The sequence below is a fragment of the Paraburkholderia sp. BR10882 genome (genome assembly GCF_040948855.1).
Classification (GTDB): domain Bacteria; phylum Pseudomonadota; class Gammaproteobacteria; order Burkholderiales; family Burkholderiaceae; genus Paraburkholderia; species Paraburkholderia nodosa_A.
The window spans coordinates 54,341-68,374 of the sequence record NZ_JBFPKP010000016.1 but is presented as its reverse complement, the minus strand read 5'-3'; the positions used below and the strand labels follow the sequence as shown (position 1 = coordinate 68,374).

Annotated in this window: 16 protein-coding genes; 9 read left to right on the top strand and 7 right to left on the bottom strand. The window is 63.7% G+C overall.

Annotated elements, in window-relative coordinates; genetic code table 11:
- Positions 1-14: 14 nt before the first annotated feature.
- The gene (locus AB3X99_RS30665; RefSeq protein ID WP_368619038.1) at positions 15-722 is read right to left on the bottom strand and encodes a 3-oxoacid CoA-transferase subunit A; all 708 of its coding nucleotides are present in this window, start codon (positions 720-722) and stop codon (positions 15-17) included.
- A 311-nt stretch (positions 723-1,033) separates the two neighbouring features.
- Between AB3X99_RS30665 and AB3X99_RS30660 the strand changes: the two genes are divergently transcribed.
- Together AB3X99_RS30660 and folE are read left to right on the top strand one after the other, a co-directional pair.
- A complete protein-coding gene (locus tag AB3X99_RS30660; protein WP_069267127.1) occupies positions 1,034-1,957 on the top strand; it encodes a LysR family transcriptional regulator in 924 nt (307 codons plus the stop codon).
- A 90-nt stretch (positions 1,958-2,047) separates the two neighbouring features.
- Positions 2,048-2,740, top strand: coding sequence for a GTP cyclohydrolase I FolE (folE, locus tag AB3X99_RS30655; protein WP_368619037.1), 693 nt, complete (start codon positions 2,048-2,050; stop codon positions 2,738-2,740).
- 47 nt (positions 2,741-2,787) lie between these two features.
- Here the strand turns inward: folE and epsC are convergent, their stop codons facing one another.
- On the bottom strand, positions 2,788-3,717 hold the full coding sequence (epsC, locus tag AB3X99_RS30650) for a serine O-acetyltransferase EpsC (RefSeq protein ID WP_254355650.1): 930 nt from the start codon (positions 3,715-3,717) through the stop codon (positions 2,788-2,790).
- 125 nt (positions 3,718-3,842) lie between these two features.
- Complete coding sequence (locus tag AB3X99_RS30645) at positions 3,843-4,076, bottom strand: hypothetical protein (RefSeq protein WP_069267130.1); 234 nt, start codon at positions 4,074-4,076, stop codon at positions 3,843-3,845.
- 325 nt (positions 4,077-4,401) lie between these two features.
- Between AB3X99_RS30645 and AB3X99_RS30640 the strand changes: the two genes are divergently transcribed.
- A complete protein-coding gene (locus AB3X99_RS30640) occupies positions 4,402-4,842 on the top strand; it encodes a DUF3005 domain-containing protein (RefSeq protein WP_069267182.1) in 441 nt (146 codons plus the stop codon).
- Between the two features lie 460 nt (positions 4,843-5,302).
- Positions 5,303-6,007 carry a LuxR family transcriptional regulator gene (locus tag AB3X99_RS30635; RefSeq protein WP_028206371.1) on the top strand — a complete coding sequence of 235 codons (705 nt, stop codon included), beginning with the start codon at positions 5,303-5,305 and terminating at the stop codon, positions 6,005-6,007.
- Here the strand turns inward: AB3X99_RS30635 and AB3X99_RS30630 are convergent.
- Positions 5,991-6,263: a helix-turn-helix transcriptional regulator gene (locus AB3X99_RS30630; protein ID WP_233885339.1), complete on the bottom strand. Its 273-nt coding sequence runs from the start codon at positions 6,261-6,263 to the stop codon at positions 5,991-5,993. The two genes, AB3X99_RS30635 and AB3X99_RS30630, sit on opposite strands and share 17 nt — an antisense overlap.
- Before the next feature lie 210 nt (positions 6,264-6,473).
- On the opposite strand from AB3X99_RS30630, the gene AB3X99_RS30625 reads away from it, so the two are divergent.
- A complete protein-coding gene (locus tag AB3X99_RS30625; RefSeq protein WP_069267131.1) occupies positions 6,474-7,064 on the top strand; it encodes an acyl-homoserine-lactone synthase in 591 nt (196 codons plus the stop codon).
- A gap of 137 nt (positions 7,065-7,201) precedes the next feature.
- Here AB3X99_RS30625 and AB3X99_RS30620 read toward each other — a convergent pair whose 3' ends face one another.
- Positions 7,202-8,764, bottom strand: coding sequence for an MFS transporter (locus AB3X99_RS30620; RefSeq protein ID WP_368619096.1), 1,563 nt, complete (start codon positions 8,762-8,764; stop codon positions 7,202-7,204).
- Positions 8,765-9,099: 335 nt separating this feature from the next.
- Between AB3X99_RS30620 and AB3X99_RS30615 the strand changes: the two genes are divergently transcribed.
- From AB3X99_RS30615 to AB3X99_RS30605, 3 genes are all read left to right on the top strand, one after another.
- On the top strand, positions 9,100-9,561 hold the full coding sequence (locus tag AB3X99_RS30615) for a universal stress protein (RefSeq protein ID WP_069267133.1): 462 nt from the start codon (positions 9,100-9,102) through the stop codon (positions 9,559-9,561).
- 185 nt (positions 9,562-9,746) lie between these two features.
- The gene (locus AB3X99_RS30610) at positions 9,747-10,499 is read left to right on the top strand and encodes a helix-turn-helix domain-containing protein (protein WP_083245469.1); all 753 of its coding nucleotides are present in this window, start codon (positions 9,747-9,749) and stop codon (positions 10,497-10,499) included.
- A 134-nt stretch (positions 10,500-10,633) separates the two neighbouring features.
- Positions 10,634-11,911 (top strand): SUMF1/EgtB/PvdO family nonheme iron enzyme, encoded by a 1,278-nt coding sequence (locus AB3X99_RS30605; protein ID WP_368619036.1) that lies wholly within the window; start codon positions 10,634-10,636, stop codon positions 11,909-11,911.
- Between the two features lie 51 nt (positions 11,912-11,962).
- Here AB3X99_RS30605 and AB3X99_RS30600 read toward each other — a convergent pair whose 3' ends face one another.
- Positions 11,963-12,574 carry an NIPSNAP family protein gene (locus AB3X99_RS30600; RefSeq protein ID WP_342946277.1) on the bottom strand — a complete coding sequence of 204 codons (612 nt, stop codon included), beginning with the start codon at positions 12,572-12,574 and terminating at the stop codon, positions 11,963-11,965.
- A gap of 116 nt (positions 12,575-12,690) precedes the next feature.
- Between AB3X99_RS30600 and AB3X99_RS30595 the strand changes: the two genes are divergently transcribed.
- Positions 12,691-13,557 carry a LysR family transcriptional regulator gene (locus AB3X99_RS30595; protein ID WP_368619035.1) on the top strand — a complete coding sequence of 289 codons (867 nt, stop codon included), beginning with the start codon at positions 12,691-12,693 and terminating at the stop codon, positions 13,555-13,557.
- A gap of 19 nt (positions 13,558-13,576) precedes the next feature.
- On the opposite strand, the gene AB3X99_RS30590 is transcribed toward AB3X99_RS30595, so the two are convergent.
- Positions 13,577-14,008 (bottom strand): winged helix-turn-helix transcriptional regulator, encoded by a 432-nt coding sequence (locus tag AB3X99_RS30590; RefSeq protein WP_368619034.1) that lies wholly within the window; start codon positions 14,006-14,008, stop codon positions 13,577-13,579.
- Positions 14,009-14,034: the final 26 nt, after the last annotated feature.

Sequence of the window (14,034 nt, the reverse complement as noted above, 5' to 3'; positions counted from 1 at the left end):
CTCTCTCCGTTCCTTCAGGCTGCCTGGCCGCTTTGGTCGGCGTGCGCTTGATGCGCCGCTTGCGGCACTGCCACGACGCGTTGCACGAAAATGCCGGGCGTCACGATGTTTTCCGGATCGAGCTGACCGAGTTCGACGACCTCCGAAACCTGCGCGACAGCGACCTTCGCCGCGCTTGCCATGATCGGGCCGAAGTTGCGCGCCGTCTTGCGATAGACGAGGTTGCCCCAGCGATCGCCCTTGTACGCCTTGATGAGCGCGAAGTCGGCGTGCAGCGGCGCTTCGAGCACATACTGACGGCCGTCGATCAGGCGCGTTTCCTTGCCTTCGGCCAGCTTCGTGCCGTAGCCCGTGGGCGTGAAGAAGCCGCCAATGCCGGCGCCGGCGGCGCGGATGCGCTCGGCCAGATTGCCTTGCGGCACGAGTTCGAGTTCGATTTCACCGGCGCGATAGAGCGCGTCGAACACATACGAGTCGGTCTGGCGCGGGAACGAGCAGATGATCTTGCGCACACGCTTCGCCTTGAGCAGCGCGGCCAGGCCGATGTCGCCGTTGCCTGCGTTGTTGTTGACGATGGTGAGGTCGCGCGCGCCCTGCTCGATGAGCGCGTCGATCAGTTCGGCGGGCATACCGGCCGTGCCGAAGCCGCCGATCATCACCGTGGCGCCGTCATGCACATCGGCCACGGCGGCTTGAAGCGAGTCGAAAATCTTGTTGATCATGCCTGTTCCTGAAAGCGATGCGCATCGCGGAAGGTCCACGTCACTCGATCGCGAAAAGTTCTATATGCGAACACTGATTCGTTTAGCGAACGTCCAGCGCATTATCGGAGTGGATTCAAGCGCTTGTCAAGGCGGGTCTACCCACACAGGCAATCTACTTCATGTCGGCGCCGATGCGCGCCCGACCGCACGCACTGCCCGCCCTTCAGGCCACGCGCGCCCGTGGGCACATACCCCAGTATCCGGAATTGCGATTCATCGTCTAGTCTTTATCCGATTTCGACATAGTCAGCGCCGCCGCGCCCGCCTTCATGCAAGACCTCGATCTGAATCTCATCCCCTTTCTCGTGGCCATGGAGGAAACGCGCAACGTGAGCCGCGCCGCCGAGCGGCTCGGCGTGAGCCAGCCGCGCGTGAGCACGGCGCTCGGCAAGCTGCGCGAGTTCTTCGGCGATCCGCTCTTCGTGCGCACCTCGCGCGGCATGGAGCCCACACCGCGCGCGCTCGCCCTCATTCCCGCCGCACGCGACGCGCTGGTGCACATCGAGAAAGGCATGCTGCAGGCGCAGGACTTCGATCCCGTCACGAGCACGCACACGTTCTCCATTGCGCTCTCCGACGTCGGCGAGATCGTGTTTCTGCCGCGCCTCCTGCAGGTATTCTCCGAGCGCGCGCCCAACGCGAACCTGCGTTCGGTGTCGCTGCCGCCCAACCAGGTCGAGCGCGGTCTCGAATCGGGCGACATCGATCTCGCGGTCGGCTATTTCCCCGACCTCGGCGGCAACAACTTCTTTCAGCAGCGCCTCTTCACGCACCGCTTCATCTGCATGATGCGCAGCGGGCATCCGCTCGCGGGCAAGGCCATGACGATCGAGCAGTTTCTCGCGATGGGCCATGCCGTCGTGCGCGCCGAAGGACGCAGCCAGGAAGTGCTGGAGCAGTATCTGGAGAAAAGGCGCATGCGCCGACGCGCCGTGCTCGAAACGCCTCACTTCATGAGCCTGCCGTTCATTCTCACGCGCTCCGATCTCATCGCCACCGTGCCGCATGCAATCGGCTTCGCCTACGTGTCCGAGCATGCATCGATCACGCTCGTCGAGCCGCCGCTGCAGTTGCCGCGTTTCGATCTCAAGCAGCACTGGCATCGCAAGTATCACAATGCGCCACGTGGCGAATGGCTGCGCAGCGTCGTGGCGGAACTGTTCAACGACGCCATGGACGAATGGCCCAAATGACCCCTCGCGCCAAGCACGGCAAAACATGAAACAATGGGCGCTCGTGGTGCACGCCAAAGCGGCGTACTCCCACATGACAGGAGCCCATGCATGAGCGAAGAAAAAAAGGCCGGGAAATCGAAGCAACCCGCGAAGCAAAGCGCGACCCAAGGTGCGAAGCAACGCAAGAACACAGCGAGCACGAGCGTCGCGCGTCCGTCACGCGCCGAAGCCGAGGACGCCGTGCGCGTGCTGTTGCGCTGGGCCGGGGACGACCCCGCTCGCGAAGGGCTGCTCGATACGCCGGGCCGCGTCGTGCGCGCCTATGAGGAATTCTTCGCGGGCTATGCGGTCGATCCGCGCGAAATCCTGTCGCGCACCTTCTCGGAGGTGGATGGCTACGACGAAATGATCGTGTTGAAGGACATCCGCTTCGAGAGCTACTGCGAGCATCATATGGTGCCGATCATCGGACGCGCACATGTGGCGTATTTGCCCGAGCATCGCGTGGTGGGCATCTCGAAGCTCGCGCGTCTCGTCGACGCATTCGCGAAGCGCCTGCAGATCCAGGAGAAGATGACCGCGCAGATTGCCGACACGCTCAATGAAATCCTGCAGCCCAAGGGGGTGGGCGTGATACTCGAAGCGGCGCATCAATGCATGTCCACGCGCGGGGTGCACAAGGCGGGTGTGGCGATGGTGACCTCGCGCATGCTCGGCACGTTCCGCACCGATCCTTCCACGCGCCGCGAGTTTCTCGCGATCGTCGGCAATCCGAGCGCAATGAGCGTCTCGAATACCTGATCGCAACGCACAGATAAAGAACGGGACCGCGTGTCCCGTTCCCCTCCTTACTTGAGCGGACCTTCGTCGCCTCGCTCGATCTCGCGAATCTTGCCCTGGCGCACGCTGCTGCCCGGCGGCACGCTATGCGTGAGCCACACGTTCCCGCCAATTACCGAGCCGCGCCCGATCGTCACGCGGCCGAGAATCGTCGCGCCGGCGTAGATCACCACGTCGTCCTCGACGATCGGATGGCGCGCATTGCCCTTCACGAGCGTACCGTCGAGGTCGGCCGCGAAACTCTTCGCACCGAGCGTCACGGCCTGATACACGCGCACGCGCTCGCCGATGATCGCCGTCTCGCCGATGACGACGCCCGTGCCGTGGTCAATGAAGAAGCTCGAACCGATCTGTGCGCCCGGGTGAATGTCGATGCCCGTTGCCGAATGCGCGATCTCGTTGATGAAGCGCGCGAGCAGCGGCACGCCGAGGCGGTGCAGTGCATGCGCGAGCCGATGATGCGTCATGGCCCACACGCCCGGATAGCACAGCAGGATCTCGGTGATGTGCTGCGCGGCCGGGTCGCCCGTGAACGCCGCCTGAATGTCGCTCACGAGCAGCGCGCGAATATCGGGCAGTTGCCGGCCGAACTCGCGCGCCACGTCGAATGCACGCGCTCGCAGTTCGTCGTCGCTCGCCTGCGAGCTTTCCGGCAGGAAGCGCAGCGCGCGGCGAATCTGCTCGGCAAGCAGCCGCAACGTGCTGTCGAGTGTATGGCCGACGTAGTAATCGATGCTCTCGTCGGTCAGATCGGGCGCGCCGTAATGCGTGGGAAAGAGCGCGGCGCGCAGGCCCGCCACGATGTTGACGACCGCATCGCGTGACGGCAGTTCGCGGATGCCGAGCGGATGGCGCGTGCGGTGCCGCTCTTCACGCGACGCACGCAGATCGGCGACGATCTGTTCGAGACCCCAGTCGGGGGAAGCAGCTTTGGACATGGTGATGCGGCAGCAGACGCAGAGTCTGCGCAGGAGTGAGTGTATCGACCCCAGAGATTACCGCGTTTTGCCGGAGTTCGCCGAAGCGCCCTCGGCGCCGATCCACGCACGCGAGGCGCGCGCCTTCACAGCGTGACCGTGCTCGCGTCGATCCAGCGCACGGCCCAGTCGCGCGCATGAGCGATGGCGGCCCCTTCATCGGAAAAGCGCAATTCGGCAGGGAAAAATCGGTTGGCAACGAGTTCGCCGTCGCTCGAGCGCGAAATCACCACATACGGCTGATACGTGCCGTCACCGGCACGCGCCGGTGCGCAATTCAGCAAATAGCCACGATGCGTAAATGCAGCGTCGAAGTGCATGTGTGTCACCCGCCCCTGACTGCCTCGTCCATTTTATTTGGCGCGTGCATTCAGGATCGTGCGGCAAAGCCACAGCATGGGCCCTCGCCCGGCCCATTAATCGAAAGCGCGCCAACTCGTTGAAAGAGGATCATACTCCTGGGAAAAAGCCCAAACCAACGAAAAAAATGCAACATCGCTGGAGGCGTTCTCCTGGCGAACCGGCTTGCTTTTCACCCCGATTCAAGGGCGCGGCGCTGCAGCGGAACGGCGCTTGCGGAATGGCCTGCTGAACGCAGGCACCCAGATCTTCCAAGGAGGAAGCATCATGAATCGTCCCGACGACATGCAGAAACCGAATGCGGGAGATGTGAGCGCGTCGCCGTCGCGGCCGCGCAGCGCCGAACTCCATAACGACCGCACACACGACAGTTCGGTCGACACGGACGGCAAGAACCGCGAGGCGGCACGCCTGGCGGGCGAAGGCTGCATCGGCCCCGACGAAGTGACGACCAGCAATGCGACGCTCGTCAACAGCGTGGCCGAAGCGGATGACGGGCTGGCGGGTTTCGACAGCCGCAAGGGCGTGCACCGGCTGCCTATCGCGCTGGAGTCCGGCTACGAGGTCGTCGACCTCGGCATGAGCGCACCCGAAGAGCCCGAAGACGCCGAGTGGCAGCGCAACGCCGCGCGCGAAGAGGGCGTGCGCCGCAGCCCTGGGCGGCTGCACTTCGCGCTGAACCACCTGCGGCCGACCCGCGTGATCGAGTTGCAGCGCAAGCCCTGAACAACGGTTCGCCGCTCACCATGCGGCGAATCGTTTGCGATTATCCAGGCGAAATCGCAGCAATGGCGGATACAGACAGTATCCAGTCGAGTGCAGTTAAAACTCGCAATGAAAAGCCTGAAAAATAATGAAAGCCGATAAATCGCCGGCATTATCCCGGCGCGCTGCGCGCTTTTGCCTTCGAAATGGCGTCCGGCTTTATTTCGGCTCCGCAATGCACGTTTTTCGTGCAGGCCCGCGCTTGTTCAGGAGACGCAGAATTCTCTCCGATGTCACCGAACTCTGACAGAAATGACCCCGGCAAAGCGGGAGGATTGCAGACGAGGTGGGATCGGATAGGAATTTAGTGATAAATTCTTACATCATAAGAAGCGAGGAGCGAGTGTCTGAGGGCTTGCCCCGCGATCTCGCCCAGCGCTGATGGAGAGTGTTGAACGTGCCTCTACATTTTATTGAGCAGATGTCGCCCGTACTCGACGCGCCCGAAGAGGCAGCGTGGTTCGACGCGGTGGCGAAGCTCGCCAGCTCGTGGGGATTCAGCCAGCTCATGCTGGCTATCTTGCCGCGCCCGGGCATGAGGCTCGAGGATGCGTTCATCCGCACGAACTACTCGGCCGCCTGGCGGCAGACGTACAACGACCACGGGATGGCCTACTTCGACCCGACCGTGTCGCACTGCACCACGCGCTCGGCGCCGCTCATCTGGTCGCCGGAGCTGTTCGCGACCGAACAGCAACAATCGATGTACGAGGAGGCCCGCTCGTACGGGCTGCGCGCAGGCATCACCCTGCCGATCCATGGCCCGCGCCAGGAAATCGGCATGCTCTGCTTCGTCAACGACGCGAATCCCACGGACAAATTCTGGGACGACGTGAACCGCGCCTTGCCGAATCTCGTCCTGCTGCGCGACCTCGTGCTGGACACGAGCCAGCGGCATCTGAACGACCATGTCCAGTCGCTGATTCCCAAGCTCACGCCACGGGAAAAGGAATGCCTCAAGTGGACTGCACTAGGCAAGTCCACTTGGGAAATTTCTCACATCCTGAATTGCTCTGAGGCCGTCGTGAACTTCCACATGAAGAACATTCGCGGGAAGTTCGGCGTGAACTCACGGCGAGCGGCAGCCGTGATTGCAACCCAGATGGGTCTTATTGACCCGGGCTAAGCACCATCGGTGCTTCGCCGCGCAGCACGCGCTCGGCACGGCCAAGGTCGCCGTCCGAAATCGTCTTGTTGAAATACAGCCCGAGCAGGATCGACACCGGCGGCGGAATCTCCGCGCCCGACTCGAACCGGCTGCCGCGCGACTGCGTCACGCCGAAGCGCGCCCAGAAGCGGCGCTGGCTCTCTTTCTTCTTCTTCCGATACGCAATGATCAGGACGCGGTCGACGACCGAGGACAGATCCCCCGGGGACGACATGGTATTCGCACCCGAGTGCCATTGATTGCCCATAAGTTCCATGATGACTCTCGCTGTCAGATATGCCTGATGAGTGACTGCCGCGGAAGTGATTCTCCTTAAGAGGCCCTATCTGCGCACCTACCTATCTAGATAGGTGTTTTTTTATATTCATAACGCATAGCTTTCGAACCGTACTGCCGCGCCTCCACACAAATCGGGAGAGTTGTCATGCAAGCTGCGATACGGATCGGACTGAGACAGGACTTCGACAACGAGGACATCAACGAGATGTACCGGCTGCGCGCGCGCGTGTTCCGCGACCGCCTCGGCTGGGACATTCCCACCATCGCGGGGATGGAAATCGACGGCTACGACGCGCTCGGGCCTCATTACATGCTGATCCAGGACGGCGCGGGCCACGTGCGCGGCTGCTGGCGCCTGATGCCCACCGAAGGCCCCAACATGCTGCGCGACACGTTCCCGCAACTGCTGCAGGGCAAAGCTGCGCCTACGTCGCGCAACATCTGGGAACTGAGCCGCTTCGCCATCGAATCCGGCAACGACCAGGCGTTCGGCTTCGCCGACGTGACCATGAGCGCAATGCGCGCGGTCGTCTCGTTCGCCGACCGGGCGGGCATCAACAGCTATGTGACGGTGACCACGACGCCGATGGAGCGCCTGCTGCGCCGCACGGGCATCGAGCTGACGCGGCTTGGCGCGCCGATGCGCATCGGCGTGGAGAACGCCGTCGCGCTCGAAATCGCGATGAGCGAGCAAACGCACCACGCGCTATTCGGGGCAATGGCCCACGCCGCCTGAGGGCGACGCCGCGCAGGGACAAATACGCGCTGGCTGGGCGCCGCGGCCTTTCTCGCTCAGCCAGGCATATTGTTGTTTTTGTCAGACAAATATTACCGAAACCTGCGCCGACGGCCTACACCCGAACGCTGCGCGCCCTAATCGGCCTTGACCTCGTCGGCACGCGCCTCCGCGCTTTTCTGCGCCGCCGACGCGCTGCGGCTGAAGCGGATGTGGGAAATCCGACCCACGCACAGGGCCGCCGCGAGCGCCGCGCAGCCTGTCAGGCCGATCCCCAGATGGATCGCATCTACCAGTACGTGGCGCACCGCATCGATCAGCGCCGCGCCGTCGAGCCCCGCCGCCTTCATCTGCGCGACGAGACCCTCGCGCAGCGACGGGTCGATCAGCACGCGCGGATCGGCGAGCTGGGGTTGCCAGCGCTGCTGCAGCGGCGCGCCGATCACCGCCAGCGCGTCCCCCACCCCGGCCGCGTAGCGATGGTTGACGATGGTCGCGACGACGCTGGTGCCGAGCATGCCGCCCACCATGCGCGTGGATTGCAACAAGGCAGTCGTGATGCCGAAACGCTCCCGCCCGGCGATCTCCTGGCCGAAGATATTCAGGTTGTTCAGGATGAAGCCGAGCCCGATGCCCACCGCCGACATCGCCAGTTCGAGCCAGAGGTGCGCCGTGTGGCGGGACGCGAAGGCAAGACCGGCGGAAGCCGCGACCAGCAGGCTGAAGCCGGCCGTGAGAATGGTCGTGGGCTTGCGCAGCCGGATCACGATGCGCGTGTTGATCAGGCTGCCTAGCGCGATACAGGCGGCGATCGGCGTGGCGAGCAGGCCCGCCTCCTGGGGCGACAGCCCGAAGCCGCCCTGTAGCAGGAGCGGCGCGAAAAAGATCAGCGAGAACATCACGAAGCCCGAAAGCGTCGAGAGCGTAAACAGGGTGACGAGCTGCGGGTCGCGAAACAGGTCGAGCGGGATGATCGGGTGCGTCGCGCGGCGCTCGCAGGTCAGCAGCGCCGCCGCGCCGGCGAGGACCGCCAGCGCGAGCGCGCCGTTGCCGGGCGTCAGGCCGCTTTTGGGCACCGCCTCGATCAGGGTCTGGAAACCGCCCAGCACCAGCGCGACGAGCGCGGCGCCCGTCCAGTCGATGCGCACCTCGCCGGTACGCGCCGGCTGATAGCGCGGCAGATGCGCCCAGATGAAATAGAGCGCCAGCGCGCCGACCGGCAGATTGACGAGAAAGGTCGAGCGCCAGCCAAAGTGCTCGCTGAGCCAGCCGCCCAGTGAAGGCCCCGCTGCCGTGCCGATGCCGTAGGCGGCCGCCATCACGACCTGCCAGCGTACCCGGGCGCGCGGGTCGGGAAAGAGATCGGGAATCGAGGCGAACGCCGTGCCCACCATCATCCCGCCTCCAACGCCCTGCAGCGCACGCGCCGCCGCCAGAAAACGCATGTCGGTCGCGAGCCCGCACAGCACGGAGGCCACCGTAAATACGATCACCGCGGCGATCACGAAGCGCTTGCGGCCAAAGTAGTCGCCGAGCCGGCCGAACACGGGCACCGTCACGACCGAGGCCAGCAGGTAGGCGCTCGCGATCCACGCGTAGAACTCGAAACCGTGCAGTTCGGCGACGATCGAGGGCAAAGCGGTGCTGACGACGGTTTGATCGAGTGCGACGAGCATGTTGACGAGGCCGATGCCGAGCATGGCCAGCAGCGCGTCGCGAAACGGCAGGTTAGCGGAGGAAGGTTTCACGGGAGGGGAAGAGACTGCGCGGAGCGAAAAAGAGGCAACAATAGCGGGATGCCGGTGCGCGTGCAACATAACGGCATAGCAAACGAAAACCTGGCGGCGCTGCGGTATTCCGACGCAAGGCACTTGATCTTCCTTCCAGTACCTTCCACATTTCATACAGTCCGACTGCGTTTTTACTTGCGATCCATTAAGCTTCTCGCCAGTTACGACACAACACGCCGCGCCCGCCTCCTCGCAGCTTCGCCCGAGGCCGCGCGATTCTCGATCCCACTCAAAGAGGAGGTCTTATGTACAAACGCATCCTTGTCGCCGTCGACGGCAGCGCCACGTCGCGCCGCGCCTTCGAAGCCGCGCTCGACCTGGCGAAGGCGATGGGCGCGACCCTGCAGCCCTACTACGTGATCGAGAACACGCCGATGTATTTCGACGCGCCCGGCTACGACCCGTCGATCCTGCGCAACCAGATGATTGCGCAGGGCAACGAACTCGCGGAAGAAATGGACAAGGCGATGGGCGAGCTTGGCGTGCAAGGCGCCATGGTCACGGGCGAAGCGTCCTCGCTCGACGACGTGCCGACGCTCGTGCTCAGCGCCGCGAAGACCGCGGGCGCCGACCTGATCGTGATGGGCACGCACGGCCGCCGGGGCTTCCAGCGCCTCATCCTCGGCAGCGTTGCCGAACGCTGCGTGCGGCAATCCACGCTGCCTGTCCTGCTCATCCCCTCGGCCGCCGGAAATGCCGGCGAGTAGTCGCGTCGAGCGCACGCGGTTTTGCGTGTTATCGAAAAGTCGCTTGCGCGCCGTCAGACGCCGCGCGAGCGGCTTCTGACAAGCCTCAAAACGATTCATCTTAAATGCGCGTCGCTTTGCCACTAATCTGAGATTCGACCCCGGTAGACAATGCCTGGACAGAAATCAAAGGAGCATTGTCCACGATGAACCATACCGTCGCTTCTCAAACCACCGTGCGCCGCAGCAATCGCGCGCCGCTAACGGCGCCGCGCACGTCAACGCGCTGTTCGGTTTGCGCCATGCGGCACCTGTGCATGCCCCAGGGCCTCACGCTCGACGACCTGCCAAAGCTCGAAGCCTTGATCTGCTCCGCGCGCAGCGTGCGGCGCGGCGAAGCCCTGTATCGCGCCGGCGACGCATTCGACACCCTCTATGTCGCGCGCTCCGGCTCGCTCAAAACGGTCATGGCACACCGCGACGGCCGCGAGCAGGTCACCGGCCTGCGTCTGGCCGGCGACCCGCTCGGCCTCGACGGCATCAGCACCGGCTTCCACACCTGCAGCGCCGTGGCGCTCGAAGACAGCTCGGTCTGCCTCATCCCCTACTCGGCCCTCAAGCATTTGTGCCGCGAAACCGGCGCCATGCAAGACCGGCTGCACCGCCTCATGAGCGAGCAGCTCATTCGCGAATCGTCGCAAATGATGGTGCTCGGCTCGCTCTCCGCCGACGAACGCGTCGCCGCGTTCCTGCTGGACGTTTCCGAACGCAACGGCCAGCGCGGCTATTCGCATGCGGAGTTCAACCTGCGCATGACCCGCGAGGACATGGGAAGCTATCTCGGCATGACGCTCGAAACCGTGAGCCGCACCCTGTCGAGATTTCAAAAGCGCGGCCTGATCGACGCACAGGGCAAGCTGATCCGTATCATCGATATCGAAGGTCTGCGGCATCTGTAATTCGCGGCAAACCCCGGGCGGCTGGCCAGCCCGGGGCGCCCGCGCCGCCCCTCGTTGGCGCGGCAACGCCGTTGGCACAACTCCTGCGCAGGGTTAAAGTTTCGTACTACGCCCACGCAAGGAGAATCGCCGAAATGCATCTCCCGCAATCCCCCACGCTCGCAGCCCGTCTCGAAGCGGCGCGCAGCGCCAGCGACGCGCTCTTCAACGTCGTCAAGCCCGAGTTTCTATACGAGCGGCCCATTCGGGAGCGGCACCGTATCGTCTTCTATGTCGGCCATCTGGAAGCATTTGACCGTAACCTCTTCGACAAGCGCCTGTTCGACCTGCCCTCCGTCGATGCGCGCCTCGACCAGCTGTTCGCGTTCGGCATCGATCCTGTCGATGGCGGCCTGCCGACCGACGTGCGCGCCGATTGGCCCGACCTCGCCGAAGTCCTGGCCTACGGACGCGATGCACGCAACCGCATCGACGCGCAGCTCTCGACGCTCGACCTGCCGCCCGATGCCTCGAATCACGACACGCCAGGCCAGTTGCTGAACGTCGCAATCGAACATCGACTCATGCACGTCGAAACGCTCGCCTACATGCTCCACCAGCTGCCGTTCGAGCAAAAGCGGGCGCCCGCCGCTACGGGCGCGCGCACCGACCCGCTCCGTACGGTCAAGGCCGGAACAGTGCAGGTGCCCGCGGGCCGCACCGAACTCGGCATGACCGCCGAGCGCGGCCTGTTCGGCTGGGACAACGAGTTCGGCGAGCAGCAGGTCGACGTGCCGGCCTTCGAGATCGACCGCTACATGGTGACGAACGGCGCATTTCTCGAATTCATCGACGACGGCGGCTACGACACGCGCGAACTCTGGAACGACAAAGACTGGGCCTGGAAGGAAAGCGCACGCGTGGCGCACCCCGTGTTCTGGTCGCGCGGCGCCGAAGGCTGGACGCTGCGCACGATGTTCGAAGACATCGCATTGCCGCTTGCCTGGCCCGTGTATGTGAGCCACGCCGAAGCCAGCGCCTTTGCGCGCTGGCGCGGCATGGCGCTGCCGAGCGAGGCACAGTGGCAGCGCGCGGCGCACGGCGCGCTGCCCGGTCGCAGCGACAACTTCGATTTCCGCGACTGGAACCCGGTGGCCGTCGACACCACGCCGGACAGCGCCAGCACGTGGGGCGTGGAAGGCCTGTACGGCAATGGCTGGGAATGGACCTCCACGCTCTTCGGTCCGCTGCCGGGCTTCAAGGCGTTCCCGTTCTATGAAGGGTATTCGGCAAACTTCTTCGACGGTCAGCACTACACAATGAAAGGCGGCTCGCCGCGCACGGCCCAGTGCATGTTGCGGCCGACGTTCCGCAACTGGTTTCAGCCGCGTTATCAGTATGTTTATGCGGGTTTTCGTTGCGTGCGCAACTGATTCGCCAATCGAACACGCGGCAGAACGCGATCGGCAAGCTACCGGACGCAGTCAACGAAGCGGCGAGTCGACAGTTGGAATCCAGATCGTGGAAGTGGCTTCGTAAAATTGCTCCGGCCCGCCCTTCGGCGGCCAGATGCCGTCGGCATACGATTTTGCGCGAATCGCGATGCGCTCATCGAGGCTGTTCCAGGGCCAGATATGCGTGATGCGCGGCGCGCCATCGAGCGCGTACATGTTGAGCGTCAGCGGCGACCGTTTTGAGCGCTCGGGCATCGCCGCCTCCCAAGCCTCGATGGTCGGCGTCAGTCCGCCTGGCTTGAGCCAATAGGTGCGGAACTCGTAGTACTTGCCGAAGACTCCCGGCTCAACGGCCGGGAGAAACGGAAAACCGGCGTAGCTCTCGCTCTCGAATGTACAGGCACTGCTGGCGGCCCCGAACGGATCGGGATGGTGCAACTCGCGGTGGCGTTCGCGCGCCAGTTCTTCCGCATCGGCGAAGCCGCGCAGAACGCGCACGCTTCCGAGCCGGCCGTTTTCCGAGGTCCAGATCCCGAGCCTGCGCCCCATGGCAACCGGACGATCGAGCCACGTCTGCGCATTCGCGATCACCTGGGGGAGCTTCAGAATGTGGGACGACAGCGTAGTTAGTTCGTAATGCATAGCGAATCTCCTGAGTCCATGAACGCCCCTTCGGACGTCCTTGACGAACGAGATTAGACTCGTCCCATCCGGAAGAGAATTCCCTCTTTTCTCACACACTCTGTCGGGAAATCGCCATGTTCGACTGGCAGGATCTACGCTATTTTGTCGTGCTCGCGCGCGTGGGGACGCTTTCCGGTGCCGCAGGCGCGCTGTCGGTCGAACACGCGACCATCGGCCGGCGTGTCGCGTCGCTGGAAGCGGCACTCGGGTTGAAGCTCGTTTATCGGTTGCCTCGCAGCGTTCGCCTGACCGAGGACGGCAAGGCCATCGCCGCACTGGCCGCGCCGATGGCCGAAGGCGCGCTGGCGATCGAGGCCTATGCATTGCGTGCTTCCGCCTCGTTGTCCGGGACGATACGCATCAGCGTGCCGCCTACTCTCGGCAGCCATTGCATCGCACTGCACTTACGCGGGTTCCGCGAAGCCAACCCAACGGTGAAGATCGTCATGGAAGGCGCCGCCTGCATCGCGCCACTGGATCGCGGTGTCGCCGACATTGCCATCCGGATGGTCGAGCCCAGGGAGGCCAGTCTGGTCACGCGGCGGATCGGGGCGATCCGCTTCGGCTTGTATGCCAGCCATGATTACGCCACGCGCTCCGCGGCACAATGGGAGTTCATCGCCAATGACGCATCACTGGACCATGTGAGTCATCAACGCTGGCTGCGCGCCTATCTCGACGGGCGGCCCATCGTATTCGAAACAGGCGACGTGATCGGCCAGCAGGCGGCGGCTCGAAGCGGTGTCGGCGTCGCGCTCCTGCCGACGATGATCGGCGATGGCGACACGGCACTGGTCAGGGTCGGCGGAAAAGCAGCGCCGCCGGAAACACCGCTTTGGCTCGTGACCTATCCCGACCTCCGTCGCACGCCGGCCGTCAAGGCCGTCATGGCGTTTCTGGTGGAATGTGTTAGCCGCGAACCGCATTTTGCAGATTCCTGAACCTCCTGCCGAATCGACGTCACTGACCTTCCCTTCTGTCGTAGGCATTCTGAGCCTGCTCGATTTCGTCCAGATGCTTGATCGACCAATCATATACGGCGCCGAACGGAACTTGCAGCGTGCGCCCCAATTCGGTAATCGAATATTCGACCGCCACCGGCGAAGCATTGATCACTTCGCGCGCAATCAGACCATTGCGCTCGAGGCGCCTCAGGGCCTGCGTGAGCGCCTTGTGTGTGATGCCTTCCAGGCGCCGCTTGATTTCATTGAACCGTGTCGGCTTCTCCGTGAGCAGCGTAAGAATCATCACCGACCACTTGTTGGCCACCTGATCGAAAAACGAACGCGCGGCACAGTCCGCAAAGAATACGGCGTCAACCTCGCAAGCCATGCAGATATCCTCCTGTATATCTACGCACTTCATGGTGCGTAATTGACCGTAGATCTCCAACGTATACCATGAGTATCACGCAAATT